This is a genomic window from Kitasatospora sp. NPDC089797, assembly GCF_040684795.1.
GTDB lineage: Bacteria > Actinomycetota > Actinomycetes > Streptomycetales > Streptomycetaceae > Kitasatospora.
On sequence record NZ_JBFBGS010000074.1, the window covers coordinates 1 to 24,494 of the forward strand.

The 24,494-nt window shown below is 72.6% G+C and carries 23 protein-coding genes; 10 read left to right on the forward strand and 13 right to left on the reverse strand.

The genetic code is table 11. The features are described from left to right. Nucleotides 1-2,197 precede the first annotated feature (2,197 nt). The 3 genes from AB0O91_RS38075 to AB0O91_RS38085 all read right to left on the reverse strand — a co-directional run bounded on the left by AB0O91_RS38075 (nt 2,198) and on the right by AB0O91_RS38085 (nt 5,794). Entirely contained in the window at nt 2,198-2,839 is a 642-nt protein-coding gene (locus tag AB0O91_RS38075; protein ID WP_363443214.1) for a TMEM175 family protein, read from the reverse strand. Between the two features lie 474 nt (nt 2,840-3,313). After that, entirely contained in the window at nt 3,314-3,763 is a 450-nt protein-coding gene (locus tag AB0O91_RS38080) for a hypothetical protein (RefSeq protein WP_363443216.1), read from the reverse strand. Between the two features lie 1,143 nt (nt 3,764-4,906). Continuing rightward, on the reverse strand, nt 4,907-5,794 hold the full coding sequence (locus AB0O91_RS38085; protein ID WP_363443218.1) for an arylamine N-acetyltransferase: 888 nt from the start codon (nt 5,792-5,794) through the stop codon (nt 4,907-4,909). Nucleotides 5,795-5,991: 197 nt separating this feature from the next. Between AB0O91_RS38085 and AB0O91_RS38090 the strand changes: the two genes are divergently transcribed. The 3 genes from AB0O91_RS38090 (at nt 5,992) to AB0O91_RS38100 (ending at nt 11,467) form a co-directional block, all read left to right on the forward strand. Continuing rightward, on the forward strand, nt 5,992-7,776 hold the full coding sequence (locus AB0O91_RS38090; RefSeq protein ID WP_363443220.1) for an AMP-binding protein: 1,785 nt from the start codon (nt 5,992-5,994) through the stop codon (nt 7,774-7,776). A gap of 1,739 nt (nt 7,777-9,515) precedes the next feature. Beyond that, nucleotides 9,516-10,703: a hypothetical protein gene (locus AB0O91_RS38095; RefSeq protein WP_363443222.1), complete on the forward strand. Its 1,188-nt coding sequence runs from the start codon at nt 9,516-9,518 to the stop codon at nt 10,701-10,703. A gap of 164 nt (nt 10,704-10,867) precedes the next feature. Next, nucleotides 10,868-11,467 (forward strand): hypothetical protein, encoded by a 600-nt coding sequence (locus tag AB0O91_RS38100; RefSeq protein WP_363443224.1) that lies wholly within the window; start codon nt 10,868-10,870, stop codon nt 11,465-11,467. 472 nt (nt 11,468-11,939) lie between these two features. Here AB0O91_RS38100 and AB0O91_RS38105 read toward each other — a convergent pair whose 3' ends face one another. Further along, the gene (locus tag AB0O91_RS38105; protein WP_363443226.1) at nt 11,940-12,809 is read right to left on the reverse strand and encodes an LLM class F420-dependent oxidoreductase; all 870 of its coding nucleotides are present in this window, start codon (nt 12,807-12,809) and stop codon (nt 11,940-11,942) included. A 62-nt stretch (nt 12,810-12,871) separates the two neighbouring features. Here AB0O91_RS38105 and AB0O91_RS38110 point away from each other — a divergent pair, with 62 nt between their 5' ends. After that, nucleotides 12,872-13,213, forward strand: coding sequence for a hypothetical protein (locus AB0O91_RS38110; protein WP_363443228.1), 342 nt, complete (start codon nt 12,872-12,874; stop codon nt 13,211-13,213). A 51-nt stretch (nt 13,214-13,264) separates the two neighbouring features. Here the strand turns inward: AB0O91_RS38110 and AB0O91_RS38115 are convergent, their stop codons facing one another. Beyond that, nucleotides 13,265-13,567 (reverse strand): hypothetical protein, encoded by a 303-nt coding sequence (locus tag AB0O91_RS38115; RefSeq protein WP_363443230.1) that lies wholly within the window; start codon nt 13,565-13,567, stop codon nt 13,265-13,267. A 421-nt stretch (nt 13,568-13,988) separates the two neighbouring features. Between AB0O91_RS38115 and AB0O91_RS38120 the strand changes: the two genes are divergently transcribed. Next, nucleotides 13,989-14,924, forward strand: a complete 936-nt coding sequence (locus tag AB0O91_RS38120) for a ribosome-inactivating family protein (protein WP_363443232.1) — start codon at nt 13,989-13,991, stop codon at nt 14,922-14,924. A 609-nt stretch (nt 14,925-15,533) separates the two neighbouring features. On the opposite strand, the gene AB0O91_RS38125 is transcribed toward AB0O91_RS38120, so the two are convergent. Beyond that, on the reverse strand, nt 15,534-16,586 hold the full coding sequence (locus AB0O91_RS38125) for a methyltransferase domain-containing protein (RefSeq protein ID WP_363443234.1): 1,053 nt from the start codon (nt 16,584-16,586) through the stop codon (nt 15,534-15,536). 568 nt (nt 16,587-17,154) lie between these two features. Here AB0O91_RS38125 and AB0O91_RS38130 point away from each other — a divergent pair. Both AB0O91_RS38130 and AB0O91_RS38135 read left to right on the forward strand, forming a co-directional pair. Then, the gene (locus AB0O91_RS38130) at nt 17,155-17,670 is read left to right on the forward strand and encodes a hypothetical protein (protein ID WP_363443236.1); all 516 of its coding nucleotides are present in this window, start codon (nt 17,155-17,157) and stop codon (nt 17,668-17,670) included. Nucleotides 17,671-17,701: 31 nt separating this feature from the next. After that, complete coding sequence (locus AB0O91_RS38135) at nt 17,702-17,866, forward strand: hypothetical protein (RefSeq protein ID WP_363443238.1); 165 nt, start codon at nt 17,702-17,704, stop codon at nt 17,864-17,866. Between the two features lie 776 nt (nt 17,867-18,642). Here AB0O91_RS38135 and AB0O91_RS38140 read toward each other — a convergent pair. The 6 genes from AB0O91_RS38140 to AB0O91_RS38165 form a co-directional block, all read right to left on the reverse strand. Beyond that, on the reverse strand, nt 18,643-18,801 hold the full coding sequence (locus tag AB0O91_RS38140; protein ID WP_363443240.1) for a hypothetical protein: 159 nt from the start codon (nt 18,799-18,801) through the stop codon (nt 18,643-18,645). Between the two features lie 59 nt (nt 18,802-18,860). Continuing rightward, nucleotides 18,861-19,238: a hypothetical protein gene (locus AB0O91_RS38145; protein ID WP_363443242.1), complete on the reverse strand. Its 378-nt coding sequence runs from the start codon at nt 19,236-19,238 to the stop codon at nt 18,861-18,863. Nucleotides 19,239-19,293: 55 nt separating this feature from the next. After that, nucleotides 19,294-19,833 (reverse strand): hypothetical protein, encoded by a 540-nt coding sequence (locus AB0O91_RS38150; protein WP_363443244.1) that lies wholly within the window; start codon nt 19,831-19,833, stop codon nt 19,294-19,296. A 172-nt stretch (nt 19,834-20,005) separates the two neighbouring features. Next, the gene (locus tag AB0O91_RS38155) at nt 20,006-20,260 is read right to left on the reverse strand and encodes a DUF6213 family protein (protein WP_363443246.1); all 255 of its coding nucleotides are present in this window, start codon (nt 20,258-20,260) and stop codon (nt 20,006-20,008) included. Between the two features lie 137 nt (nt 20,261-20,397). Further along, nucleotides 20,398-20,640, reverse strand: coding sequence for a hypothetical protein (locus tag AB0O91_RS38160; RefSeq protein ID WP_363443248.1), 243 nt, complete (start codon nt 20,638-20,640; stop codon nt 20,398-20,400). Nucleotides 20,641-20,699: 59 nt separating this feature from the next. Continuing rightward, complete coding sequence (locus tag AB0O91_RS38165; RefSeq protein WP_363443250.1) at nt 20,700-21,059, reverse strand: hypothetical protein; 360 nt, start codon at nt 21,057-21,059, stop codon at nt 20,700-20,702. 62 nt (nt 21,060-21,121) lie between these two features. On the opposite strand from AB0O91_RS38165, the gene AB0O91_RS38170 reads away from it, so the two are divergent. The 3 genes from AB0O91_RS38170 (at nt 21,122) to AB0O91_RS38180 (ending at nt 22,750) form a co-directional block, all read left to right on the forward strand. Continuing rightward, on the forward strand, nt 21,122-21,310 hold the full coding sequence (locus AB0O91_RS38170) for a hypothetical protein (protein WP_363443252.1): 189 nt from the start codon (nt 21,122-21,124) through the stop codon (nt 21,308-21,310). Between the two features lie 442 nt (nt 21,311-21,752). Continuing rightward, nucleotides 21,753-22,268 (forward strand): hypothetical protein, encoded by a 516-nt coding sequence (locus AB0O91_RS38175; protein ID WP_363443254.1) that lies wholly within the window; start codon nt 21,753-21,755, stop codon nt 22,266-22,268. Further along, nucleotides 22,265-22,750, forward strand: coding sequence for a hypothetical protein (locus AB0O91_RS38180; RefSeq protein ID WP_363443256.1), 486 nt, complete (start codon nt 22,265-22,267; stop codon nt 22,748-22,750). Before AB0O91_RS38175 ends, AB0O91_RS38180 begins: the two co-directional genes overlap by 4 nt. Before the next feature lie 507 nt (nt 22,751-23,257). Here the strand turns inward: AB0O91_RS38180 and AB0O91_RS38185 are convergent. After that, the gene (locus AB0O91_RS38185; RefSeq protein WP_363443258.1) at nt 23,258-23,740 is read right to left on the reverse strand and encodes a hypothetical protein; all 483 of its coding nucleotides are present in this window, start codon (nt 23,738-23,740) and stop codon (nt 23,258-23,260) included. Between the last annotated feature and the right edge of the window lie 754 nt (nt 23,741-24,494).

Genomic DNA, 24,494 nt, shown 5'->3' on the forward strand with positions numbered 1-24,494 from the left:
TGACGCACCGCCAGGTACGGGGGTGCCGGCTGCGCCGTCACCGTGGGTGGTTGCCCGAGGCTGCGCCTCGGGGCCCGGCTGCGCCGGGCGGGGGTGGCTGGTGTTATTCGCCTGCGGCGAATTGACTGTCGGGTGGCGGCCCCTGGCGGGGCCTCACTTGTGGGGGTGTGGGGCACGGGCCTGCGGCCCGCCATCGGGGGCGTTGATGATGTGACGTGTTTTTCGGGTAGGGGGCCCTCCCCTGCGGGGCGGGCCCGGGCGTTGACGATGTGGCGTGAATTTCCGGTAGAAGGGCCCTCCCCTGCGGGGCGGGCGATACCCGGCGAAACGCCGTTGACGATATGGCGTAAATCCCCGGTGCCGACGCCCACCCCGGGACGGGGGCCCCTGCGGGGCGGCCCGCGGGACGTCCTGCGGTGCGCCCTGGAGGACGGTCTGCGGGGCGGTCCGGGCTCCGGGGCTGCGCCCCGGCCGCGACGTCGCCGCCGGGTGCCGGCGCCTCCCCCGACACCCGGCCCCGGAGGCCGGAACAGTCCCCGCCGAACGCTCCCCCACGGAGCCGGGAGGAGGCCTCGACGGCGCCTGGACGGACGTCCCGTGCGCGACGGGGCGCAGCCCCCTGTGAGGGCGTGCTGACGTGCACTTAAGCGCCTGCGGCGCCAGGGACGTCGAAGATGTAAGAGCTGTCACGCACTTGCCCCCTCCGACCGCCCCCGGATCGGGGCCCGCGTGGCGGCCTGTCCCGGCCTCCGGCGGCCCCTGCCCCGGGGCCCGTGCCCCCGGCACACCCCACCCGCTCCCAAGCCCCGGGGCGGGGCGCAGCACCCGCCTGGAACCCGGCGGAACCTTCACCGGGGAACGCCCCCGAAACCGCGCCAGGACGTCACCCGGGAGCGGCCTGGGAACTGCGCCGCGACGTCAGCAGGGAGCGGCCCGGGGACTGCACCGGGCTGTCATCGGGAAACACGCCAGGACGCCACCCTTCACCGGCCCGAAGAACACCCGGAAAAGGCCAGACCCGCCAACCTGGGAAACCCCGCCGCAAACCACCCGGTAAAGCCCCGATGAGAGAACACCGGAACCCCTTCCTTGGAATACCGGCATTCCCGTCGGATTCAGCTATTGATACCCCGTCGCTTTCCCTTCCCATCATGGCTGTTGACCAGTCGGCAGATCCCCTCAACGGCGCCTCCCGATAAACCGGGGCGCAGCACCGTACAGAACCACCGGGGAGACACCCGGAAACAGGACACGCATAACACGCGGGCCTTCGGCAGGGGGTCGGGGCCTGACGGCCCCTCGGATAGGGGCTGGGGGGTGTCGCCTGCGGCGCCACCACGGAAAAGGGCGAAAGGGGTGCGCGGGGGTGCGCGGGTGGGCCGGGGTGAGCAAGGGCCGGCGGGGACGAGCGGGGGTGGGGGCCTGCGGCCCGGCCCGAGGGGCTCACCCGGGCCGGGGGGCTCACCCGGGCCGGGCCGGGCGGCGCCTGCGGCACCACCAGAAGACCGACAGCAGGCACCAGAAGGCCCAGGGCGGGCACCCGGGGGGCAGGGGTGGGCACCCGGCCCGGGAGCGGGCACCTCCCCTGCGGGGCCCGTACAGGGACGGCACGCAGCACCCGGTGCGGCCGGGACGGCGGCCAGGGGGACCGCGCTCGATGGCGGCGAGGACCGCGGCCCCGGCCGGACGGCGGCGAGCAGGTCCCGTCCCGGCTCGGACGACGCCCCCGTCCAGACGGCGGCCAGTACCGGCCTGGCGGCCCACCAGGGCGCAGCAGCGGGCGAGCAGGCGGCCCGGACGGGACGGCACCCCCGGACACCCGGCCCGATGCCCCCCGCGAGCCATCAAGCGACCCGAGCGACCGAAGCACCGACCCCACACCATGACCCACGCGAGGCATCAACACCGAGGACAACCCGGAGCACAGCCGAAGGCGGCCCGGGCGCGGCCGAGGGCGCGGCCGGCGGACCCGAGCACCACCCGCACCTCGACCAGCACGACAGCGCAGCGACGGCCAGGACCAGCACAACGACCAGGACCAGGACGACGGCCTGGACCACGGCACAGCGACGACCGCCAGGACGGCGGCGCAGCGGCGACCAGGACGCGGCTGCGCGACGGCCGGGACCAGGACGACGGCCTGGACGGCAGCGTCCTTCGGGCTCCGGGAACGTAGTCGTGCAGCCACTGCCGGCCGTCAAGGGGTGGAGCTGGACCGCATGGCAGAGCGCAGTCCCCGCCCTGAGATGATCTTCGCGGGGATCAGCAGGAGCCACGTCCACAACGCCGCTGTGGGCGAGAGCCAGGCGATGGGTACGGAAAGCCCGAAGACGATGGTGGTGGCAGCCAGATCCCGGAGCACGGCGCGCCCGAGGGTGTCGCTGATGGGTTGGGCTTGAAGGTGTTCCCGGCGCCAGAGCATCGCGGCGATGGCCAGGTGGAGGGCGTCGATGACGACGATGACCGTCGCGTACAGCGAGACCGCGGCCGGTTCGTCGGGGTAGTCGGCCAGCAGCGCGGTGGGGAACGGCAGCAGCGCAATTGCCGCGAGCGAAGCCATTGTCAGTCGCAATAGGAAGGTGTCCAGGCGGCGCACGAGAAGGAAGAGCCTGCGGTGGTCGCGCCAGAATGAGGCCAGGACGTAGAAGCTCAGCCCGTAGGCGGCGAGCTGCGGCCCCAGATTGCCCATCGCGTCCCGGAACGCCTTCTCGTCCAGGCCTTCAGGGACTTTCACGTCCAGGACGAGGAGCGTCATGGCGATTGCGTAGATCCCGTCCGACAGCGCGAGCAGCCGGTCAGGACTTCCCGGGGCAGTGACGTCATGATTCCGAACTGCCATGGGGCACCTACCTGCTCGAATCAGGACCAAACACCAAAAAGTACCTAATACAAGGTGTATCGGTGCCGCGCCGGGCCGCGCCAACCTGACGCTTCACCTCCACGCACCTGCTACCTGACAGCGACTGCGAATCGAACACAGCTCAGGCGACCGGCTGCCGAAGTGGTGAACATCTGCTGTCGGTTCCCGTGAACAAAGCCACCGGGACACAGCCGCGAACGGCCCGGACGCAACCGCGGGCACCGCCGGCCAACCCGAACACCACCCCGACCTCGACCAGCACGACGGCGCAGCGGCCACCAGGACCAGGACGACGGCCTGGACCACGGCACAGCGGCGACGGCCAGGACGGCGGCGCAGCGGCGGCCGGGACCGCCTCCAGGACGGCGCCCAGCACAACCTCCAGCACGACGACCGGCACGTCGTCCCGGACCCCGCCCACGCCCAGGCCGGCGCCCGCGCAGCGGCCGGGTCTCAGTCGTGGATCTCCCAGGCCCTCTGCGGGAACCAGTGCGGGAGGTCGTCGAGCGCCTCGGTGGGGTAGAAGACCGGCCGGGTCAGGAGGCGGTCGCCTTCCCGCTGGACGTTGACCACCACGCCCAGTGACGCCGAGCAGGGCACCCCCGCACTCATGTAGGAGAGTTCGTCGGGCCGGGTCTCGGCACGCTCATGCATCCACCGCTCCAGCGCGGACGGCGCCCGGCCCACGAGCGCCACGCCGTCGGCGGTGACCTGCGGCCCGCACAGGGCGTCGACCGCGACACCGGACAGCCGCCCGTCCCGGTAGTACAGGTGCAGGCCGAACTCGCGCAACCGGCCCTCCGAGACCCTCCACGTGTTGTTGCCGCGCCCGCCGCTCCACGCGCGGTGCCCGGCGTCCTCGGTGACACCGAACAGAACGTCCGTCACCTCGTCGGCACTCATCCCGAAACGCAACGGCCCCACCGCCGTGAAGGGCTCCAGCACCCACCGCGCACGCTCCTCGTCCGGCCTGACATGCCACCATCCCGTAAACATGACCAACACCCTGCCCGCCACCACCGACAACCAGGCCAGAACGCGGCACAGCCAGCAGACCCGCACAGCGGCAGGACGAGACCAACGGACCCGACAACCAGCCCGGCGGCGGACGGACGCCCAGGTAGGCGGCGGACGGTGGCGGCCCGGCGGCAGCGGCGGACGCACGGACCCGGACACAGGAAACCCACCAGAGAACCCCACGAATTCCACCCGCCCACAAAGAACCGGCCCGGAAAACCCCTGAAAACCCACCAGAATTCACCAGACGATTAACGGCCAGCCCGACACCCCGCCCCGCCAGCCTGACATGCCCAAGGCGAACACTTTCAGCAACCAGAACCCGCCCCGCACCCCACACCGAACCGACAACAGCCGAACCCCGAAACCAGCCGCCAATGGTCCAGACAACCCAGCAGAAACAGCCATTCCACACCCAAAAACACCAACAGGTCACACCCGCGCTGTTCCGTCACCGCCCGACGGTGACGGAACAACACCGCGCGACCCCGGGACGGGCGGTTCCGCAACAGACCGACGGTAACGAAACCCTCCGACACCGCCCGGCACGGACCCCGCCAGCCGAACCGCGGGCCCAGGACCGCCGGGTCAGATGTTCCGTCACCCCCCGCTGACGACAGAACCCTCCGACCCGGGCGCGGCGCGGCGCGGGTCCCACCGGGGCCACTCCGCACAACACGGACCGCAAGCCGCGCCGGGGCGCGGCGGGGCGGCTTGCGGCAGCCCACCGGGTTCCGTCACGGTGGCACGGTGACGAAGCCCCAAGGACAGACCGCCCCCGCGTGCGCCGGACCCCGCTGCCGGCGGCCCCTGCCCGGCCCCGCCCGCACCGGCCTCTACTGCGGGCACGCATGCCGTCATGGTGCGGGCGCCCCTCCCTCACTCGGATCGTGTCAGGTGGGGCGGACGGGCCCGCTCGGTATACAGGGCGACAGCGGACTCGGCCATGTCCACCGCAATCCTGGCGGCGACGACCATGCCCAGCGGGGCGCTGATGCGCAGCGCGTGGACGTCGCCCACCGAAGGTCGTCAGCAGGCAGTCACCCCGCTGGTGCCCGAGGCAGATTCCTCCTCGTAGCGTGTGACGAGTGCGGTGGCATCCTCGGCGTCCAGCGCGAGTGCGAACTCCTCGTCCAACAGCCCGGGCAGCTCCCTCGCCCGCACCTGGTACCTGTACTGCGTGAAGTCCGGCAGAAGCCGCGTGAACTCCAGGTCGCGCAGGACGAGCCGCTGGTCGGGTGCCAGCTTCTGCACCAGCAGCCTGTCGTAGAAGGGCGAGAGAGGGTGGGTGGAGGTGAAGTGACTGGTGACGGTGAGATCGGCGGGGAAGCGCGGCTCGGTTCCGATGGCGTAGAGGTCGAACCAACCGTCGCGCGTCAACCGCCGCAGCACCAGCGGGCCGGCCGTGCCCGGGGTGGGACCCTGCTCCCGGAGAAGTCCGTACGTCCAGCCTGCCTGCCGCGCGATCTCGCCGTCGCGCAGCCGGATCGGCTCCAGGAGGCCCTGGGCGCCGAAGCCGACGTCGGTGAACCATTCCTCGCCGTGGAGTTCCACCCGCAGCGAGTAGTGAGTGGCCGGGCGGGTCCGGTTCTCGCCCAAGCGTACGCGTGAGGCCGTGGCAGTGAAGGTGTAGCCGAGTGCGTCCAGGGCTGCGGCGAAGAGGAGTGTCTGCTCGCAGCAGGTGCCCCCGCGTCGGCGCCGGACCATCTTGGTCTGCACGGAGTCCAGGTCGAGGCGGACAGGTCGGCCCAGCACGACCTCCAGGTCCTCGAAGGCGAAGGCGGCGATGTGGGCGCCGTGCAGCGCGCGCAGCACCTCCGTCGTCGGTTCGCATTCCCCCTCGTACCCGATCCGCGCCAGGTAGGCGTCCAGGTCCAGGCGCTCACCGCCCCACACCGACCCCGCCGACCTGTCCATATGCTTCTCCTCGCCCATCCGCGGTACCTCACGCCCTACCTTGGTGCGGGAAGCCCTGTAGGCGCGCGCCGGACTGCGAGGCCCCGCCCCGGGGCGCCAGGGCACCAGCTGGCCCCGTTCGTTCGCGGCCACTCTTTCGGGTGCGCCCGTGCTCCCCAGGGACGCACCGACGGGCCCGGCCGTGCCAGAGTGCTGCCATGCCCACCGAGCCGACGGGCCCGTTCACCGACGCGTTCGCGATCGCCAGCGGCCCTCCCCACCCCGGGACGCAGGCTCCCACCGCGGAGCTGTTCGACGCGATGCGGCCGCTGGCCGACACCGCAGCCCGCTACCGGGAGCAGGGCTGGTGGCGCGACGGGACCTTCCTGGACGACCTGTACTCCGCCGCCAAGCAGTCGCCCGACCAGCGCGCGGTCGTCAACTGGCGAGTCGCGCAGGGCCGGGCCGTGACCCTGACCTTCGCCGAGCTCGCCCGCCAGGTGGAGCGGTTCGCCGCCGGGCTGCACCGGCTGGGCGTACGGCGCCGCGAGGTGGTGGCCTACCAGCTGCCCGACTGGTGGGAGACGGCCGCGCTCGCCCTCGCGTGCTGGCGCGTTGGCGCGGTGACCATGCCGATCTCCCCCCGCTTCGGCCGTCGGGAAGTGACCCGGATGCTGGCCGCGACCGGCGCCGCCCTCCTGGTCACGACCGACCGCACACCCCGCCCGGAGCACACCCAGGCCCTCGCCCTGATCGCCGACGGCCTGCCGACCCTGCGCCACCACGCCCTCATCGGCGACCTGCCCGTAACCGAACCCGGCACCCGCCCGCGCCCCGCCGCCGGGACTGCGCCCCAAGACACGGCCCTCGGACCGGACGAGCCGGCAACGCTGTTGTTCACCTCCGGCACCAGCGGCAACGCCACCGCCGTCGTGCACAGCCTCAACACCCTCTACGCGGGAGTCCGGCGCCCTCTGCCGATCCCTCCCTCTCCGCCCGGCCACCCCTTTCCGGTCCTCACCCCGCTCAGCCACGGCGTCGGCCTGCGCAACGGCGTACTGCGCCCGCTCGTCCAGCGCGGCAGCGCCCTGTACTGCGACGCCTGGGACGCCGGCCGCTGGCTCGACCTGTGCGCCACCTACCGGACCAGCGCCCCGTTCGCCCCGCCGGCCATGCTGGCCTCCCTCGCCTCCGAACAGGCCCGCCACCCGCGGGACCTGCCCGCTTGGAAAGCGGTGGCCACCATGGCCGCCAGCCCCTCGCGCGAACTGGTCCGCCTCCTGCACCGCACCCTGAGCAGGCACGTCGTCAACTCCCTGGGCTCGACCGAAGCCGCCGGCATCACCGCCACCAACCCCACCGACCCACCCGACCACGCCGCGCGCAGCATCGGCCACCCGATGCCCGGCGTCGAACTGCGTACGGGCTGCGCCCCCCGCCCGGACCAGGCCTCGCCCGTCGAGGTGCGCAGCCCGTCGGTCTGCCTGGGCACCTTCGACCGCGACACCGGCCGCCTGCGGTGGCGCGCGGCCGCCACCGACGGCTGGTACGCCACCGGCGACCTGGTACGCCCCGACGGCGCGGGCGGCCTGGCCTACGCCGGCCGGGCCGGTGACCGCATCTCCGGTACCACCCAGCTGATGATTCCCGTCCTGGACGTCGAGACGCAGTTGCGCGAGCACCCGGCGGTCGCCGACGTCGCCCTGGTCGGCTACCCCGGCGAGCACGGCGACCTGCCCTGCGCGGTCGTCGTTCCTGCCAGCGAGCACCTCCCAGGCCTGGCCGAACTGCACACCTGGCTCGCCGATCGCGGCATGACCGACTGGTACTGGCCCACCCGCGTCGAGACCGTGCCGCACCTGCCCCTCAACGAACTCGGCAAGGTCCGCAAGAGCGACCTGCGGGCCTGGCTGATCGGCGAGCGGACCTTCCCCAGCACCGGATACCCCGCCCACGAGCAGGACGCCCCCCCGAACACCACACCCGACACGCGATCCCGGTGACGGCCAGGGCCGCCCGTCGGCGGGAACCAGTGGGCTGCCCCGTGCGAGGTCTTGCTCCTCCTCCCAGGAGCGGTCCATCGGCAGGTCCCGGTTGTCCGGCTCCAGGGCGTGGAGGTGGCGGCCAGGCGGTCGAGGAGCTGATCGCCGACGGCCCCCATCCGCATGCCGACCTGGAGGCCGCCGATGCCCTCGCTGGTGCGGATGCCCAGTCGGGTGGCCAGGCCGACGGGAGCAGCGGCCCTGAGCGCCGACGCAGGCGCTGGTCGATCGCGGCCCCGACCGTGCCGGCTTCGGCCCCCACCCCGTCGGGCGGCATCAGCACGGGCGCCGCGGCGTACCGGGTACGGAAGTCCTCCCGCAACGGCTTGGGGCCGGCGGACACCTCCCGGACCCGGTGTGATGTGCGCCGGTGGCCGATGGCAGAGCGGGGCCGGGAGGCGCCCACCCCCACCCAGGGGGACGTCGGGTACCGGGGCCCGTCCAGCGACAGCAGATCGTGGGCCGAGCCATGCGATCTCTCGCGCATGAGCACCACGGCCGCGGGCCGCGGCCGGAAACAATGATCACACCTCGCCAGGGTGACGGGCCCGCAGACGGCGAGGTGTGCGGGGCCGGCCGGACACGATCGGGCTGTCCGGCCCGCCCCGGCGGCCGGGACGCCCAGCCCCGTCCCCGGCCGCCCGTTCCCGAACCCCGACGCCTCCGGGAGGAAACGGCACACGGACCGGCCCGGGACCCCCTGCTTGGCGGGGCCCCGGGCCGGCCCGAACACACCACAGACAACGCCGGGCAGTTCCATCACAGGCCGAAGGCGACGAAACCCTCCGACACCGCCCCGGGGCGGGCCCCGCGGCCCGGGCCGCGGGGCCGGAACCACCGGGACACCGGACAGATGTTCCGTCTCCCCCCGCTGACGACAGAACCCTCCGACTCAGCGCGGCCCGGGTCCCGCCGGGGCCACCCCGCACAACACGAACCGGACCAGGACCCGACCGCGCCCCGGCTGTCCGGGACCCGGACCCCCGGCCGAGCGCGCACCCGAAGACGCGGCGGGGCGGCTTGCGACCGCCCACCGGGTTCCGTCACCACCCCAACCATGACGAAACCACCGGACCGACAACCGGACCCGACAGGAACCGGGCGCGCAGCACCGACCGGCACCGGGCAGAACCGGTGCGCGGAGCAGGACGACGTTTCGTCAGCACGCGGCGCGTAGCGGAACACCAGCAGGCCCCGGCACAGCACACCAGGCCGCCCGAAACACCCCCCGGCCGACCCGCCCCCGGCCGCCGACCCACCACACCCCGCGACCGCCACCCGGCGGACCCGGAGAACAGGAGCACAGCGCAGCGCCCCCGTACCGACCCACGCCCCACCCACCACCACAACCACCACCACAGGGCCCAGGACAGGGACGTCAGAACCTCCAGGCCCCCAGACAGGCACTCCCACCCGCTCTCACACGGGCCCCCCGCCCACCGCGGGGCGCGGACATCAGGAGCCACACCAAGAGCCACGCCGCGACGCCGGGCCGATGTTCCGTCACCCCCCGCCGACGACAGAACCCTCCAGCCCGGGCGCGGCGCGGGTCCCGCCGGGGCCACCCCGCACAACACGAGCCGGACCGGGAACCGACCGCCGGACCGGGAACCGGGGCCCGCGGGGCGCGGCCGAGTGCGCACCCGAAGACGCGGCGGGCCGGCTTGCGGCAGCCCACCGGGTTCCGTCACGGTGGCACGGTGACGAAGCCCCAAGGACAGCCCGCCCCCGCGTGCGCCGGACCCCGCTGCCGGCGGCCCCTGCCCGGCCCCGCCCGCACCGGCCGCCCCGGCCTCTACTGCAGCCAGGCATGCCGTCAAGCCGCCCTGCGCCGACGCCGCCTGGACCAACAGGCCCCACAGCTACGCGAGGAAACCCGGAACCTCATCGAACGGATCGACCCCGCCCTGGCCGCCACCGGACAGCCCCGGCTGGACACCATGGACGGCGAACACCTCGCCCACGCCCTGCGGCACGCCCGCACCGCCCACGAACACCTCACCGCCCTGCACCACCTCCTCGACACCACACACAACCCCGCCGGCGCCCGGGCCGGCAGCGGCAGCGACACGTCCCCCGCACCCGCCCGCCCGGCCGGCCGCGGGCCCCGTCCCGGCCCCGGCCAACAACCCGTCCCCGCCGAACTCATCGGCCTCTTCCTCGAACCGGCGCCCCCGCTCCCGGCCGGAGCCCCCGCACCAACCCCACACACCGACACCAACGACGACGACGCGCCGACCGGCGCTGCGGCCGGCGCACCGACACCGCACACCACCGCCCACGACCAGGACGGCTCCCGCACCGGGGAACGCGGGACGAAGGAAACCCCCGCCGCAAGACCCCCGAAACGCCGCCGCACCCCACCCAGCACCGACCCCCACAACGAACCCCTCCCCACCCGCCCGGCAACGCGGACCGCCGCCACAGAACCAGGCAGCAACGGGACCGGCAGCAGGACGACGTTCCGTCACCACGAGGTGCGTAGCGAAACCCCCACCACCACACCACCAGCCGACGACGAAACCCCGGCCACCGGCACACCACCCGTCCACACCGACAGCACCACCCCGACCGACGGCGCCACCCCACAACCGGACCCGCAAGAAGCGTTCACCACCGCCGAGACCGAACTCCTCACCGCCGCCCGCCCCTTCATCGACGCCCCCACCACCGGCCTGGCCCACACCGCCTACCGCACCCTCTGGCGCCACCAAACCGCCCACGCCCGCCAAGACCAGATCACCCTGCACCACACACGCCACGCCACCGCCCAACTCGCCACCCGCCGCCTCCGCCTCCCCCACACCCCCACCGGCCAACACCTCCGCCAAGCACTCGACACCTACGCCACCACCTACCACCACGCCCACAACAACAGGACCGTCTGAACCTCCATCACAGCCGGCACCGGGTGTGCGGGGGAGTGATCTCCCAGCCATGCCTGGCCACTGGCCTCGGCCGGGCAGGGCCGGCTGCCGCTCAGGCATGATGGTCGGCGGCCGGGCATCCGTGTGTGCACGGTCTTTCGTTGACGTACGGGGGAGAGAACCGGATGAACCGCCCACTGCTGCTCGCCGCTGCCGCCGCGCTGCTGGTGCTGACCGGCTGCGGCACCGTGCAGACCGGGGCCGGGGCCGCCCCGGCCCCCGACACGAGCCGGTCCGCGCAGGCCGAGCAGGCCCGCAAGGACGCCGCCGAGCGGTACCGGCAGGCGCTGGCCGAGCACGACCGGCGCTACCCGCTGGTCGCCCAGGCCTGCGCGACAGCGACCGACGCCACCCCGTCCGCCGCCGGGTCGCCCGCGCTGGACCCGGAGGCCGCCAAGCACGCGGAGAACAACTTCTTCAAGCAGACCCTGCCGCTCAGCGACACCGCCAAGTGCCGGGGCGAGGCGCATGTGGCCCGGATCACCGCCGCGCTGGCCAGGGGAAGGAACGGGGCCCAGACCCAGCAAGCGCTAGAAAACCTCGGCTACCCCGCGGACACCATCAAGGTCACCGCACACGACAACGGCCCAGCCGGCTTCGTACTGGAGGTACCCGGCGCGGGCCCCTGCATCGAGGGCACCGCCTACCAGGGCGGGCGGCTGGAGGTCGAGGCGCACGGCTACTACCAGGAGGGCGGCTGCGCCATGCCCAAGAACGGCCACTGAGCCGCAGGCCGGCCGGGCGAAGGCCTGGCACCACACCGCGACCAGCTACGCCGGCACCGCCACCAAACCGGCGGCCGGCGCCACCGCGGCCGGCAACGGCCTGGGGTCCGACTCCGAGGAGACCGCTGACCTGTCCAAGCTGCTCCAGGCGGTTCAGGACCTCCCCGACGCGGCGCTCGCCCGGGGCAATGCCGGCGTTGCCGCCTACCTGGCCGACCGCGAGCCCGTACTGCGGGCCGAGCTCGGGGGTCTGCTGCACTCCGGGCGGCGTCGGGCGGCCCTGCGCCTCCTGCGGGACGCCACCGGCGTCGGACTCGCCACCGCGCAGCGGATCACCCCCCTGCTCGGCCCGCGACCCTCATGACGCCGTAAGCAGCCCCCGCCACCCCAGCGGGTTGCGGGCGGCAGCAGCGAACCGGCTCCGGGGGCGCGGCGCCCTGGTCGGCAGGAGGCGGCCGGCGGTGCGCGCGGGTCATCCGCCCGGGCGGATCCACCTGCGGGCGAGTTCGGCGACCCAGGTGGCGGCCTCGCCGGGAGCCGCCGGGGGCGCGGCGACGACGACGAGTTCGGTGACGCCCGCCGCGGCGAGCCCGGGCAGGTCTTCCGGGGTGGCGTCGCTCGGCGCGACCGCGACCGTGAGGTCCCCCAGGGCCCGGCCGCGGCGGGCGCACGCGTCGGCCAGGACGGCGACGCGTGCCGCGATGTCGGCCACGGGCACGTTGAAGCCGTACCAGCCGTCGGCGAGGGCCGCCGCACGGCGCAGCGCGGCGTCGCCGTTCCCGCCGACCAGGACCGGCAGCCGCGCGCCGCGCAGCGGCTTGGGGTTGACCCGGATCGCGTCGAAGCGGGTGAACTCGCCCGCGAAGGAGGCCGGGTCGTCGGCCCAGAGGGTGCGGATCGCGGCGAGGTACTCGTCGGTGCGGCGGCCGCGTGCGGCGAAGGGGACGCCGAGTGCGGCGAACTCCTCGGCCGACCAGCCGACTCCGACGCCGAGGCCGAAGCGGCCGGCGGACAGGACGTCAAGGGTGGCGGCCTGCTTGGCGACCACGACGGGGTTGTGCTCGGGCAGCAGGAGCACGCCGGTGGCGAGTTCGATCCGGCTGGTGACGGCCGCGGCGAAGCCCAGGGCGAGCATCGGGTCCAGCCAGTCCGCGTCCGCGGGGACGGCGATCCGGCCGTCCGCGGAGTAGGGGTAGCGGGAGTCGGGCTCGTCGACGAGGACCACGTGCTCGCCGCACCACAGCCGCGCGAAGCCGCGCGCCTCGGCCGCCACCGCCACGGCCCGGATCACCTCCGGCCGGGCGCCGTCACCGATGCCGAGCGCGTGCAGGCCCACCCGCATGCTCCACCTCCTGGCGTCGACCCTAGGCGTCGGGGTGCGGGCGCGGGCGCCGCGGCACGCCCGTGACCGGGGCTTCGAACCGGGGCGCCGGAGGGTTCGGCATCGCCGCCTTCGACGTCGGGCTCCCCGCGCCGCTCGCGGCCGTCTCGGTGCACCTGGACCCGTTCAGCCCGGACACCGCCCGCGCGGAGGCGCACCTCGCATGGAGCGCCATCACGCTGATGCTCCGCCGGCTCACCCGCGCCGCCGCCAAGCCGACCTCACCCCGGACGTGCTCTCACCAGCGCAAACGTGACGCCGCACGCCCTACCGACGGCGGCCCCGGCGGCCGAGGCGGCCCCGGCGGTGTCAACGGCTCGCGCTCCGGCCTCGGCGGCGGCGGTGGCGGCGGCGGCACCGGGTAACCGTCACCTGGTAACCGGACCGCGACCGGCACGGGCGACGGCCCGTGCCGGTCAGCCCTCCGTGCCGTCGGTGCCTTGGGGCAGCAGGCCGGCGATCGTGCGCAACCGGCCAGCGGCCTGGGCGAGCAGCGCGAAGGCCAGCCCCAGGGACTCCCGCGCGGGCCCCAGTCCGCAGGCCCCGCCGAACGAGGCGGTGCAGTGGTGCGCGACCACCGCGGTGGCGGCGGCCGCCAGATCGCGCGCGGCCGCCAGGCCCACGACGTCCGCGACCTGCTCGTCGGGTCCGGCCGCCCGGCCCAGGTCCGCCGACAGCGCGGGTCGGCCGGCCGGCGCGGACGGCTCCGCCGGACGCACCGAAGAACCACCCGCCCGCCGCAGGCGCGAACCCCGAACCGACCGGCGCCCTCGGACCCGAGCCGCACGGCGTCCAGCAGCTGGCGCCAGGATGTGCGGCCCGCCTCCAGTGCGGCGACGAACGACGCTTCCCAACCAACCCGCCAAGCCCCAGCCCAAAAACACGATCACTCAACGAACCACCGACCCGCCAGCATCGGCCGCCACCGGTGCGCGCACAGACCGACGGCTCTGCGCGCAGCGTCAAGTCCGGCCAGGTGACAGGGAATAGCTTCGGGAAGCACTCGCCGTCCGGCCCCCGGACGATCCGGTCTGGCGCCGTCTCACCGGCCCGATCCGCCCGGCCGGTGCCCCGATCACCACCCCGTGCGTACCCGCCCCGAGAACCGCGGCGGCGCGCCACCTTCTGGAAGGAACACGAGTGAAGAAGTCATCGCTCCCCCACGTCGGCCGCAGGATCCGATCGGCCGTGCTGGCCGGTGTCGGTGCGACAGCCGTGCTGACCGGTCTGCTGGCCTCGGCCGGCACAGCCGAGGCGCGAGTCCCGTACCGCCACATGGCGAACGTCTGGGTCAACCTGGCGGATCAGGGACCCAGTGGGGACCAGCGCATCGCCTACTCGACATTCCTGGCCAGCCTGCGGGACGCCGCTGCCGGGTACAACCCGCAGGAGACGCAGCTCGAGGACGTCGGCCTCATTCAGGTCCAGCTGGAGGCGCCGGACTACCAGGGCGTTGGGCGCCGCGTGCTCATCTGGATCAATCCCTCGAACCTCTACGTGTGGGGCTTCTCCGCCCAGGACGGCACGACCTATCAGTTCGGCGACAGCGATCTGGCGAGGCGGCTGGCGGAAACCACCACCCCGGCTCCCCCGGTGAGGGCTGACAGCGTGCGGACACTCAACTTCGGCTCGAACTACAACGCGCTGTCGAACGCGGCCGGCCGGGGCCGGGAGGTCATGCCGATCAGTTGGAACGACATCCGGGCCTCCATCGTGCAGCTCGCGACGGTGGGCGACCCCAACGCGGGCGACCGTCAGAACACCGCCCGGTCCCTGAGCCTGATGATCCAGATGCTCTCCGAGGCCGCCCGGTTCAACGACGTCGAGGGCACCTTCCGCGCGGCCATGAACTCCTGGGACGTCCAGTCCCTGCCGATCCAGCAGCAGTACCTGGAGAACAACTGGGCCGCCCTCTCGCGCTACTACAACCAACTGGTGGCCGGCCTGAACCCCACCTCGCTGAACATCCCGACGGTCGGCAACGTCAGCGGCACCGACGGGGTGCGGCGCTACGTCCGACTGGGACTGGCGAACGACGGCACTGCCAACGGCGACTGGAACCACGACGAGCTGTAGCCGACCCCCGACGCGCGGCTGCCGTGGAGCGCGCGGCGGTCAGGATCGGCGCCGGCGGCCGGGAAACCGAACGACGACCGGCACGGACGACGGCCCGCGCCGGTCAGCCCTCCGTTCCGTCGGTGCCTTGGGGCGGCAGGCCGACGATCGTGCGCAACCGACCGGCGGCCTGGGCGAGCAACGCGAAGGCCATTGCCAGGGACTCCCGCGCGGGCGGCAGTCCGCAGGCCCCGCCGAACGAGGCGGTGCAGTGGTGCGCGACCACCGCGGTAGCGGCGCCGGCCAGATCGCGCGCAGCGGCCAGAGCCCCGACGCCCGGGACCCGCCTGTCGGGCCCGGCCCTCCCCCGTTCGGGTAGTCCTGGGGAGCAAGGGGGATCGCCGCCCGTCGCCCGGCCACGACCGCGAGGCGGGTGCGGCTTCGGATCACCGGCTACATCGGCGAACGAGCGGGCTGGCGGCAGGTGCTGCAGGGCTGGGGCGGGCCCGTGACGCCCCAGCCCGGGACGGTCACGACCGGGCCGGTACCGGCTGGGCGATCGGCCAGCGCGGGCCGTCCGGGTCGCCCTGCCACGCCCACTGGGCGTCGGGGGTCACCGTGATGCCGTAGTCACAGGTCGGGCTGTCCCAGGTCCTCCCACTGGGCCCAGGCGGCCAGCACCTCGTCGCCGATCCGGCGCGGTCCGCCCTGCAGCAGCACCGGCCGTCCATCGCCCCCCGGGTGCATCTCGGCCCAGGAGCGGTCGCCGTCGTGCAGCAGGGTGACCCCGTCGTCGCCCGTGAACACCACGGTGTCCGGCACGGCGACCCGCACCGCCCACCGCACGCCCCAGTCCTCCAGGCCCGCAGGGTCGCAGCCCAGCACCTGCCGCACCTCGGGGTCGGCGTGCGCGCGCACCGCCGCGTACGCGGCCGGCCCGCCGCCCGCCTGGCCGGAGCCGGTGCGGTCGGCCATGAACTGGGCCAGGCCGTGCACCCAGCCCTGCGCGCTCCCGCCGTCCCGGGCGACGATCAGGGCCACGTACCCGAGCCGGCCCCAGGGGTAGACGATCCGTCCGCCCGGCCGCACCGCCTCCACCCAGCTCCAGGGCACGGTCTCGACGGCGTAGGTGGCGTGCAGGCGGTCGACCTGCCCGCCGCCGGGTACCCGGCCCCGGGTGGCATCGCCCGCGACCACCTCGGCGTCGAGCCCGGCGGCCGCCAGACGGGCGCGGGCGGCCGCGGCCAGGCCCCCGTCCACCTCGGTGGACACGACCAGGCCAGCACCGGCCCGCCACGCGGCCAACGCGGCCGTCCAGCCCTGGCCGGTGCCCACGTCCCACACCCGGTGCCCCGGTTCGAGCCGCAGGCTGGAGAGCATGTCCGCCACCACCCCGGGCGCGGACAGCGACGACGACGGAACCCCCGCCGTGACCTGGGTGATCGCGGGGGAGCCGACACCGCCGAAGACCTGGGCCGCCCACCCGCCCGGGTCGAGGGCCCGGTCCAGGGGAACGTACGCCCAGCCGTCCCAGCGCCACAGCCGATCCGGCGCGAACGCGTCGCGCGGCACCGCGGCGAAGGCCTCACGCAGCCACGGCGCATCGTCCGGCCACTGCCCGCACCGCTCCATCTCCGCGTCCAAGCGGGCGCGTTGCCCGGCCAGAGCGCCGTCGTCGCCCACGCTGGTCAGCCCTTCCGGTGGTTGCCGCTGCCCTTGGACGGCGGCGGTTCGACCTTGCCGTCGGCGTTGTCCGGCGGCGGGTTCCCCTTGCCCGGGTCAGGTGCCGGCTTGTTGTGCGTCCCCATGACGGCGTTCCCCTCGATCGCTGGACACGGTCAACCGGCCATCCTCACGCAGCCCCCGCACCGCGGGGTAGAGGGCGTGCCGGGGCGGACCGGGGGCGCGCACAGGAACCGCCCGCCACACCGCCCCAAGGACCGGGGCTACCAGTACGGGCCGGACCAGGGAGGGGCCGTTCGCGGGTCCGGGCCGGCACAATACGACGGCCTCCTGCCGGTGATGATCCGTCACCACCGCTGACCCCGTCTCGGGTTGCCACTGCGGGTCGCCGCGTCGCGCCGGGCTGTTCCGTCATCAGCAGGCGACAACGGAACTCGGTACGACGCCCTGGGCAGGATCGGCTCTCGCAGGGATGCCGCACGGGAGGGCGGGGGTACCGAATATTGTTCAGTAAAAGGGACTTCGGACCTCTTCGTTACAAAAAATAGTATTTGGCAGAATTTCAGCCATGAACTCCCTCTGCACATCCCTTCGGTATCCCGCCAAGTTCGTCGTCACGCTCGTGACAGCCGGGGCGATGATGACCACGTTCTCTCCCTCCGCTTCGGCCGCCCCTTCGGACGGTTCATCGTCCGGCCGGGTCACTGTCGCCGACCGTCCGCTCGCCGATCAGCTGGTCGTCGACCAGATCATCGCCGGCATCGACGCGGCCAAGGCCCGGGGCCTCGCCCCCGGTGGGTCCGAGGTCGTCTACCAGGCGGGCGGCGTCACACTCCTCCTCGACAACGTCGACGGCACCTACGTCCTACGCGTCGACGCCGGTGCCCAGACCAGGGGCTTCTGCCACTGGAGCGCCATGGCCGCGGTGTACACGATCGGCGCGGCCGCATTCGCGGCAGCCGCGGCAGTGGGCGGGATCACCGTCGTGGGCATCGCCATCTCCGCCGAGGCGGCCAACGCGCTGTCCATCGCGCTGGCGACCGGCGGCGGGGTCTCCGGCCTGGTGTCCGAGTTCATCTGCTGAGCCGATCCGGATACAACGCACGGAGAAGCGAATGAAAATCGCGATCATCGTGATCTCTTCGATGCAGATCGTGTTGGCGGCGGCGGCCGTCGTCACCAGGAAGCAGACAGGTTCCTATCCGGTCTGGTTCCCTTTCTCCCTGATGGCCACCTGCATCGCCCTCCTCACCGTCCTCGCCGCCGAACAATGGCTCTGACGAACAGAGCAAGGCCCGGAGACCGGAATGCCGGGCGCGTACCGGTCTGACGAACCGACGACAGTCCCGCTCCGGGGCAGCACGTCCTGGCGATCCATCACACCGGATCACTCGGGCGGGCTGCCCACCGCCCGTCGACTCCGGCCCTCGCGTCCGAACGGGTCGTCCCGCTCGGTCTGGGCGACGGTCCACCAGATGGGTGGGCAGGTCGGGCGGGGACGGGACGGGGCAGGGCGGCCGGGTCGGGGCGGGTGGTGCCGGTCATCGCGCGGTGCCCGCGGGGGGCGGGGCGGGCAAGTCGGGGTATACCAGGCGTGCTGGGACGGGGCTGGGACAGAGGTGTCCCAGCCCCGTCCCAGCCCGGGGAGCCGGGCGGTGCAGCGCAGCGGGTACCCCGGGTACCCGAACGGCACCGAGCAGGACCCGGACGGCGGGCCACCGAGGCCTCGGCGCACGAGCAGCACCCGGACGGCGGGACGGCGGCGGCGAGCAGGCACCCCCACCACCCCAAACTCCATGCCCCACGCGAGGCATCTGGCGACACCAGGACCCCGCCCCCAATGCCTCGCGCGAGCCACCACAGCGGCCACCGCGGCGAGCGCATTGCCCACAGGGCCGAACCTGCGCAGAGGGCGCAGCTCGCTGTCGGGCCCGTGCTCCTCTCCGTCCCAGGCGATCCTCAGGGTGCTGGCGAGGAGACGGCGCACCAGCTTGTCTACTCCGTTGTCCGGAGCGCGCTCACTGGGGCACCCTCTTCCCGCGCCGTCGTGCTCGGTTCACTCGCCGGCCGGCGAGGTCGGTTCGGTATCAGTCTCCACCGCCGACGCGTCCTCGGCGGTCGCGTCCACCGGCTCCGCCGTCGCGGCGCTTTCCTCGGCCGTGTTCGTGCCTGCGTCGCCCGGGTTGGAGTGGCCTCCAGTGACTTCTCCCGGCATGGTCTGTCCCCTCTCCTGTGTGGTTCCCGGCCCCGCCCTGTCCCGACGTGCCCGTGGCGTCAGCACTCAGGGATGTTTGGGTCCCGTTCGGGTCTCGGTTGACGCTGCGGGCGTCGTGCCCGCATCCCGGCGAAGACATGGCCGGGAGCGTCGACAACGTTCCAACCACCGCTTCCACCATGGTAGTTCAGCGCATTGGCCCGGTGCCAGATGCCACCGCAGGCCGATACTCCATCCACCCCGGGCACCTCGGTGACCCGGCCGACCACCCGGGCGTCCTGTGCCGCGAGGGCGCGCAGGACCCGCCGGATGGTGCGGAAGGAACTGGCCTCGATCTCGGCGTCGGCCTCGGCCTTCACGGCCTCGCCCGCGTCGTGGACTTCGACCGGGTGCGCGGTGGCGGTGTCGTCGCCGACCTCCGGGGTCGGCAGGTACACCGGTGCCCGCGACGCCACCGCCCCGTCCGGACGGGGCAGGACCCTCACAGAAGCGTCAGCAGTGCACGGTGCCCCGGATGTCCCAGATGGCCTGGTGGTTGTCCGTGCCGCGCTCGTAGCGGTAGATCACCACGTTCCAGTCGGCCTGGACGTGCAGCTGGTTGATCTCGTACGAGGCCCGGCAGCGGTCCGTCCCGGTGGCCCAGTACGCCGAACCGTCCGGGTGGTAGAGCACGAAGTTGCCGTCGTTCTGCATGCTCGCGCGGAAGGCGGACTGCCCGGCGGTGCCGCTGGCCCACAGGGCCTGCCCGTCCCAGCGGTACAGCACGAGGTTGCCGTCCGACTGGTACTTCAGGTTGGCGGTCCAGCCGTCCTCGTTGAGGACCTGGCCGCCCGGGGCGAGGCAGCCGCCCTCGGCCAGCAGGCCGTTGACGGGGGTGTGGTCGGCCCAGACGTAGCCCTGCTCGATGCCGCAGTTTCCGTACTCGGCGGGCCCCCGGCCCGCCGCGGCGGCGGGTGCGGTGGCGGGTGCGAGGACGGCGGCGGCGCTCAGGAGGGCGGTGGCTGTACGGAGCCACCAGCGTGAGGTGATCATGCGGCCACGAATACCAGCCGCCTGCCCGCGCACGGCTGAACGCCACCCGCCGGGGACACGTCACACACAGGTCGACACTCTCCCGGAGCACAGACCAAGCCCGGCCCACATCTGACGCAGCCTGAGCCCTTCGGTGTTGCCGGTCGGGTCGGGTCTGGCGGATGCCCTGGGGTCAGTCCCGGCTGTCGGTCTGGGCGATGCACTGGACGTCCAGTTGGTCGGCCAGGTGCTCCAGTACGGCGCCCAGGCCGGTGGTGGTGGCCGGGTCCATGCCGGGCACCGCGCCGGCCGCCCATTCCTGCCAGGTGGCGGCGATGGCGCGCAGCAGGCCGGTGACGTGGCCGGCCGGGACCACCAGGGTGCCGTGCTGGTCGCGGCGCACCGGCAGGCGGAAATGCTGCTCGCCTTCGCCATGGTGGTATTCCACGGGCTTCTTCCTTCCGGGTCGTTCGGTGACGGGGGTATGAGAAAGTACCGGCCGCCCTTTTCGGCGGGCCGGGACTTGTTTTTCGGCGACACCGGGCCGCCAGCGGGGGTGTGGGGCGCGTGGGGTCTGTCGTGGGGTCAGGTGCTGGCCGGCGGGGCGGTCTGGTGGCGGTCCTCGGCGGCGGGCTGCCCGGCCGTGCCCAGGCTGGTGTCGACCTCCGCCCGGGAGGCTCCCGCGGCGAGTGCGGCGTCGACCATGCGCGCCCGGGCGGCGTCCAGGTCCGCCCGCAGCCCGGCGACCAGGGCGAGGGCGGCCAACGCCGGTTCCCGCCCGGGGGCGTCGTCGGCCACGACCGCCGCGAAGGCGCGCTCGGCGGGCATCGGCCGGGGTCGACTTGCTGGTGGTTCAGAATCAGCTCGTCGTGGACCGTGGGCAGCGGTCATTCGTCGATGCGTTGAAGGATGTGAGTGAAGTCGTCGGTCTCGACCAGGCCGACGAGGACCTGGGTCATCTTGCTGATGCCGGCGTCGCGGACGATGAGGCCGTCCGAGCACGAGAAGTAGGCACCGCCGAGGGCCTCCCCGGTCGCCGCCCACCGCTCCATGACGGTCTCTACCTGAGCAAGGGTGATGACGGTCGCACTCCAGCGGGTTCCGTCGTTGAGGTCCACGAAGACGTCGACGTTGTCCACCGACTCCAGGTCCTCGCCGGCATTCGGCAGGAACGCCGCCTCGAAATGCTCCGTGCGGACTCTGTACCAGGGCCCGTCCCATCTGCCCGCTTGTTCGTTGTGGCTCACCGGGCGAGTCTGCTGGGCTGATCCTCCGGCCTCAACTGCATTGTTCTGGCACGCATGCGGACATGCAGTGGCTGGCCCCTCATTCACCGGGGCGCGTCGCCGCGTTCCCGAGGCTGACGCTGGAGGCGAAGGATCTCGCCATGGGCAGCGGCCAGCCGCTGTTCGAGCTCCTGGACGCGCTCACGATGGACGGCGCGTTCGCGGCGGAGAGCCTCGGTGAGGCTACGGATCACCGTGCCGTCGCCGGCTGACGGGTCCTGCTGGAGGGGCCGGTGGTCAGCCCGTTGCTGGCCGCGCAGAGTTTCGATGCGTTTGCACAGGTCGGTGTGGGCGTAGAGGAAGTCCAGGCTGACGTCCACCGCGCGGGCGACAGCCCGTGCAACGGCGCCTTGCGCATGCGCAATCGCCCGCCCGTCACCATGCGCATGCGCATGCGCATCCGATCGGGTCCGGCGCGCAACCGACCCGGCCGGCGACTCGGCCCGGCTCCGGCCGCTGCGCAGCCGGCGGTTGCGCGGGCCGTCGCACTCGCAGCGCCCGGCGGTGCAGCACGCTGCTGCTGCACCGCCGGAAGCAGCAGCAGGGTGTAGCAAGGGCGGCCTTGCTACACGCGGAGCAGCAGCACGACCGGGTGCAGCAAGGGTGGCCTTGCTGCACCCGTGACCGTCCGGTCCGGCGGGCGGTTGCACCGGTATGACGACTCCGCTGTCCTGGCTGCCGCTACCGTCTCCGCCCGGCCGGGCCGAGGACGAGCCCGCGTCCGAGTCCGACGACCAGGCGCTCGACCCCGTCGAGCTGGCCGCGCTCCACCGGGGCCGTGACGCCGGGGAGGCTGCGGCCGGGTGGGTGCGAGAGCGGGCCAGCCGCCAGGAGGACGAGCGCCACGCCCTGGCCCTGGAGCACGCGGCCGCCGGGATCGAGCGGGCCAGCCACCAGGAGGTGTTCCCGGGCGGCGACGGCCAGCTGGCCGAGGAGTTGCGCTACTCGCTGGCTGCGGACGTGCTGCTCGGCGCCGCCCACACCGCCACCCTGCCCGACCTCGCGCCGGGCGAGCGGATGCCGCTGGTGGCGGTGTGCGCGCTCGCGGCCGCCATGCCGTCCTGCGTACACGGCGACCTGCCGCGCGGGCTCACCCTGCTCGCCGACGGACTGGACGCCGCCACCGCCGCCGGCCACGCCGCCATCACGGCCACCGGCTCGACCGGATGAGCACGACGAGGCACCGAGCGCTGGGACCCGGCGCCGCCCGGGTACTGGCCGACACCGTCCGGGCACCCCGCACTCCGCCGCCGTGGTCACCGGCCGCCGTCGAAGGCGCCCTGCACACTGTGCTGGAGGAGTTCGACCAGCAGGCCGAGCCGTGGCGGGAGACCTTCGAGGACTTCGACGAGGACGTCCTCGCCGAAACCGCCGCTGAGGCCCGCGTCTTCGAGACCGATCCGGCCCGCGCCGTCGACGAGCTGGTGCGTGGCCTGCTCGGGCAGCTGGCCGGCTGGCAGGCCGCGATCGGCAGGCTCGGCCGAGCGCTCACCGCGGCCGCGCAGGACCGGCCGCTGCCGGAGTGGGCCGCCGACGCCAGCCGAACCGAGGACATCCGCTGGCGCCGGGCCCGCCTGGCGCTGCTGGATGCCGTCGCCCGCCACCACCACGGCCACCTGCCCGCCGCAGTGCCGGACGACCGGCCGTGGTGATCACCGGTGCCCACCGCGCGGGCGAATGAGCCAGGTGACCAGCACCCAGCCCCTGCCTCGCGGCATCAGCGCCCTTATCCCGAACGCCCCGCGCCCAGGCCACGCCCGGCGAGCTCGCCGCCGCCCGGCGGCCGACGCGTTCTGCCGACAGAGGCTGCGGCTCCCCCGGCCCATATTTCCGGGGAAGCCGCGCTCCTTGCGTTCTCACCGACCACGTAACGACCTCGCCGGTGCGCGAGGCCTTGGCCGCGATCGAGAACTCGCTGGAGTTCAGGTGAGAATACCCTCACATGATCAATGTTGCCGGACTTTCCGAATGGAAGGCGGAAGGACTGAAATTCCACCCGCTATAAGGAAAATTCCCGGCACCATGATCCATGAGGACTCGCCAGGACCCGGACTCAAGTATCCTTGGCCCCAGGCAATCAAAATGGCCGAAAAGACCACTCCACCCACACCTGACCAGAATTTCCTGTCGGCCGTTCTTGGCACTTTCCCTCCCGATAGCTAGGGGGTGTCATAGATTGAAAAAACACTGTCGTTAGAGCTGCGCGCCGTTGCCGGACTCTGCGGGCCGGCAAAGTTCACTACCGCGTTGAACGTCACCTCGACGGACGGTCCACAAACCGGCAGCTGCTTGACTATGCACGACTGGAGGGTCGCGCTTCCCTTCAGCTCATATCGCCCCTTGTCGCCTGAGACCACATACGGCTGCGTGAAGTCCATCTTGATTCCCAGCGCGCTTCCCTGGACATTATTGTGCCCAGACAGGGTTCCCTTCACATCAACCAACCCACTGCCGTCACGCGTCTCCGTAACGGTGAAGTCGATCTCCCCAGTGCGGGTCGTGCTAAAACCTCCTGCATGGTAGAACTTGTACACATGGGTCGTTACCGACTTGTCATCGGCGTGCGCGGCAGGCGCCAGCGCCAACATGCCAATGCTCGCAATCGCACCGGCCACGAGGCGCTGCCCTCGACGTACGTTCACTGGGTCCCCTATACTTCCAAAGCCGACCCGTTGGCTTACCAGGGCATACGAGTCGGTATCTGATGGCGGATTCTGCTTAAGCAGCCGCCGCGGGGCGCCCGGATTTTTTCCGGGTGCCCCGTTTCAGCCGCCCAGCGAGCGGGACTAAAGAGCTTCCAGGTCAAGCAAGAGCGATTCGATTAACTACCACGATCGATCCCCTCACTGCCCCTCCCTCCTCAGCCCCCGGATCTGGCACACTTTCAAGGCTTAAGAATTAGCCCGTTGGCGTGATCCGGATAGATCATCACATGCCGTGCCGGTAATTGGAACCCTTTCCCCGCTCCCCCACTTAGAATTGGGCCCTTGGGCCCGCCCCGTCTGATTCATGACTTTCCTCTGATAATTCCCCGGAGCCCACCCGATCCGCAACCGTTCACGAATCGCAGAGAACTCTCCTACATGTTGATCACCTGAAGCACTAGCACTGCCGCTTGCCACCAGGCGTCTCACATCAGCCGGGTGACACCGGAACTATCATCAGTCCGACGGCGAATGCACCGACAGCATTCGCCGACCGCCCTCAAAGCGGCAGTTGATGGAGTTACTTCCTAGATAGCGCCGACCCCACCGGAAATCGCCACTGAAGCACCTAGCGCCATCGCTACCACGACGGCAATCGCGAAAGCCTTGATTCGCATGTCATCCCGCCTCCGGCTGGACTTTCTATAGTTCCCATGCGCAACTCCTTTGATAATTCTATTGGGGAAGTTGC